3 protein-coding genes and 1 pseudogene are annotated in these 3948 nt (G+C 43.5%); all 4 read right to left on the bottom strand.

Features of this window, described 5'->3' with window-relative positions:
• Nucleotides 1–225: 225 nt before the first annotated feature.
• Complete coding sequence (locus tag ACEW8S_RS15830; RefSeq protein WP_373519092.1) at nt 226–1980, bottom strand: SLC13 family permease; 1755 nt, start codon at nt 1978–1980, stop codon at nt 226–228.
• Between the two features lie 137 nt (nt 1981–2117).
• The gene (locus ACEW8S_RS15825; protein ID WP_373519091.1) at nt 2118–2390 is read right to left on the bottom strand and encodes a hypothetical protein; all 273 of its coding nucleotides are present in this window, start codon (nt 2388–2390) and stop codon (nt 2118–2120) included.
• Nucleotides 2391–2438: 48 nt separating this feature from the next.
• A pseudogene (locus ACEW8S_RS15820) lies at nt 2439–3296 on the bottom strand (DUF4832 domain-containing protein); the annotation flags it as partial.
• A gap of 336 nt (nt 3297–3632) precedes the next feature.
• The coding region (locus ACEW8S_RS15815; RefSeq protein ID WP_373519090.1) for a hypothetical protein at nt 3633–3948 on the bottom strand (316 nt) is incomplete at its 5' end.

Here is a 3948-nt window from a genome sequence, read left to right as displayed (position 1 = left end):
ATTCGCTACCTTAAAAAACGGGGACTATCTGGTAGGCGTAAAGTATAGATTCTAAAAGAAGCTTACATTGAGCTATAAAGGGCTTATTTTCATTGATGTGGTCGCACCTAGGTTCGAACAAGAAACTGAACTGTCTACATTTGTTGGTACACTTTTATAAGCCCAAAAGTTATAAGTTCGAACTATGGCGAGAAAACATGAAAACGAATTCAAGGTAAGGACAAATTAAAGAGGCCAAAAAACAGGAACCAACAACATTATAAGAATAACAAGAAGTAAAGTCAGGGGTACGCCGATCTTGATAAAATCGATAAATTTGTATCTTCCCGGACCATAGACCAGAATGCACGAAGGTTCAAAAGGTGTGATAAGCGAGACGGAGGCACCAAGCATAATGGCTATTGCAAACGTTCTTGGATTGGCGTTCAGGATATGGGCGGCTTCAAGGGCAACGGGCAGCACCACCAGGGCGGCAGCGGCGTTAGACATAGGTTGGGTAAGAATAATCACCAGTATTACAAAACCTGCCAGCACATAGATTACCCCGAAATCCCCAAGAACGTTTATAATGTTTACCGCAAGAAACTCCGATGCCCCGGAATTCTGCATCGCGGTCCCGAATGCGCTCATTCCACCGATGAGCACCAGCAATTTCCAGTCCATGATCCGGTAGGCCCGTTCGATAGGCAATGCGCCTATCATTACCACGAGTAGCGCCGCTGCCAAAAAAGCGATCGAAAGAGGCACCAACTGTAATGAACCCGCTATGACAGCAATGATGAATATCAATGCCGACAGTACCCCTTTTCTTTCTTTGAACATGTTTACCTTGAAATCCCCGACAACGGAGAAATCGGTGGAATTTCTGTTACTATCGATGGTCTCTTCAATGCCCTGTACCAAAAGAACATCTCCGATGTTAAGCTTGAGGGTGCCGATTTTTTGTGATACCGTATGCCCGAAGCGATGGATTGCCAGCACGACCAAATCATAGTTCTGGCGGAATCGGGCTTCTTTAAGGGAGCGATCTATCAATCGGGAGCCGGGAGTTACCAGAACTTCCGCCAATCTGACCTTATCACTCTGTATTTCTTTGTTTGTGATGGTATCGGCGACCACTTCCAGCCCTGATGATTCCTTTACCTTGATGAGGTCATCAACCTTACATTCCACCAACAAGATGTCATCAAGCTCGAAGCGAGTGAAACGATTGGGAATGAATTCATCTTTGTCCCGAATGATTTTTATAATCCTTACATCCCAATTTGAAAGGTCAGAATGGAAAACGGTCTGCCCGATCAGCTTCGATTTTTCCAAAACGACTATTTCCGAAAGGTATTGCTTGATTTTATACTCTTCGGTGATGCTTGCCCCCGTACGATCGGGAAGAATCCGTTTCCAAAAAACAAGGATAAAAATGATGCCCGTCGTGAAAAGGACCAGTCCCACCCCAAGAATTTCAAAAAAGCCCAGAGGTTGTAGGCCGTTACTTGCAATATAACCACTGACAGCCACGTTCGTGGAAGTTCCGATTAGCGTGCAAGTACCTCCAAGTATAGAGGCATAGGCAACGGGTATTAGAACTTTGGAAGGGCTGATGCCCAATTTTCTGCACATTCCCACCACGGGCCCTGTTACCAATGCCGTTACCGTCGTATTGTTCATGAACGCGGAAAAAAAACCGGTCACAAGCATGGTGTAAACCACAAAAAGCGTTTTGCTTTTCACAAGTTTGATCATCTGTGATCCGATTTTGTCGAGCAGACCGGTTTCGGACAACGCGCCAGATATTACGAATATCGATGCAAGAATGACCATAAAATCGCTGCTGAACCCTTCAAAAGCCTCTTTTGGGCTAAGAATGCCCGAGAGGGTCAGAATGACCAAAAGTCCTATCGTAACAACATCCACCGAAAATCTTTCGCTGATGAAAAGAACCAAGGCCAAAGCCAGTAAGCCTATTACCAACGCTATCTCCATACTATTGCAATTTGATCGGTAAGCTAAAGGTAGCCAAAAGAGCTGAGCGAAAAATATATAGCAATAATATTAATTGATTTCATATGGGTTAATAAGTTGATAGTGCTATCTAGGCTTTTGTTTTAAAAATACCTTAACTAAGGTTCTAAATACCACCCGGGATGTGCATTATTGTAGGCCTGCATCTTACGGGCGCGACTAACATCGCTAACATCATCAGGATCACCATAATACTCTTCAACTTTCGCATTTAGCTGTGCAATAGTGCAGCCCCCCTTGGGTATCCATGGTAGATTTTGTGTCAACTCACCGACAGATGCCCGTTTTGGAATCCAGGACATCAGAGGCGGAGCGGCTCCCATAACGGCGGCCGCGAGCGTGCCGGTTTTTAAAAATTCCTTTCTGTTCATTATGGTTTTTTGTGTTATTTACTTTTCCTCGGAAAAAGGGAAAACAGCCTATAACATAGTTGTCGTGCCAATTAAGTTAGCGCCTAGGTCAGCATTCCAGCTATTTCCCTTATTTGCAAACCGTATACAGCGCTTATTAGCACTTTGTTCTTTGGGGTCATTGATCTTCAAGTAAATATCATAACCACCTGGGGGCACCTCATCAAAAACGGCCATTTCAAGAGAGAAGTTCAAATCACGCCATGCAGCAGTATTGTCTGCTCTGGTATTTCCATCCTCAGCGGTCAGCCAATCCCTTGCGTCAAGGTTTGTTGCTGCCGCATAAGAATTGGAAGCATCTTTGGACTTTAGAATAATCGAAACCCTTTTCCTGTTTACAACATTTCCAAAGCCTACATTTTGGATGTTCCCTTTGAACATAAGGGTACCATTTTGCGTTACGAACTCACTTGCATTGGCCTCACGCAACACTAACCGGTAACCCATTCTGTCCCGAAAATATTCCAATCCGGTCCGGCCATCATATTCAGGGTCAAAGATTCCCGTTTTGGTCTCTCCTGTGAAAGCCCTTCCCCTTAACTCTTTTTCACTAGCCGGGAAAGTAACCGGAGTAGTGAAGTTTACTTCATTATAAATAAAATCGTTCCATCGGTCGTACCGACCGTGTCTCATATTCAAAGTAGTTGTACGGAGTTGCTGGGCTTCCAAAATAGCCCCGGGCATAGTGCCAAAAACATTATCGCCGATACCACCTTCACCTTGAACAATCTGGTTTTGCTTATTGATCCAGGCGATAACCCTGTACCGATCATACACACTACCGCCGTATCTGTTATCGATCATGGAATTCCCTTCCGAAAGCGAGCCATTGTCGCCCCAACTTCCAGCGGCGTAACTATCGTTGAAAAAACCAAAACGTGCCTCGGGTGAATGCCTAAAATAGTCGCTAGTTCATCTGCGCTTTAGGCATTTTAGTTAAAAATCAAATTGCCAGAATAAACGGGTTTATGAAATCTGCCACCGGTGGGCGACCAGGCGTAAGACATCCGTTCCATTCCTTGATCGGTGCCGTCGATTACCGGAGGTCTTGAGGTATGGATTGCCCCAATCGTATAATCGGATGGCTTTTGCACAAAACATTGCATGAATGGTATCAGCGTACCAATGATCAACAAATATTTGATTCCCAATTGCTTACTGTTTATTTTTGGTTAAAAATGGACAAATCGTGGTTTCATAATTTTATGATGTCTCAAATTTGACCAACGTTTTATGTAGATCTTTTGTGTTATTGATTACCAAGGTATACAAATATTTATCTTTTCCTTGGACAATATTCAACTTGGATATCGTTACATCTTCTGAACTGAATGTCAACGCTCTTCCGGATTCTATTTTGAGTGTTAGCTGTTTACTGCTGAGCTGATCGTTCAATTTATTAGTTTCTAGAAAATCAATTTCAAGTTTATCCTCGCGAATCTGCACTTTTGTACAAACGTGGTGAACAAGCTGATTTCTAAAGGATGAAGAATTCTTAGCCAATAGTGTTTCAGGTTTG

It is taken from the genome of Pricia sp. (genome assembly GCF_041745955.1).
GTDB lineage: Bacteria > Bacteroidota > Bacteroidia > Flavobacteriales > Flavobacteriaceae > Pricia.
Note: the sequence above shows the minus strand (reverse complement) of the source record. Positions and strands in the feature narration are given on the sequence as shown.

What these genes read in the sequence shown, in the direction of transcription:
- ACEW8S_RS15825 (WP_373519091.1), bottom strand. Translation starts at nt 2,390, where the DNA reads ATGAACAGAAAGGAATTTTTAAAAACCGGCACGCTCGCGGCCGCCGTT.
- ACEW8S_RS15830 (WP_373519092.1), bottom strand. Translation starts at nt 1,980, where the DNA reads ATGGAGATAGCGTTGGTAATAGGCTTACTGGCTTTGGCCTTGGTTCTT.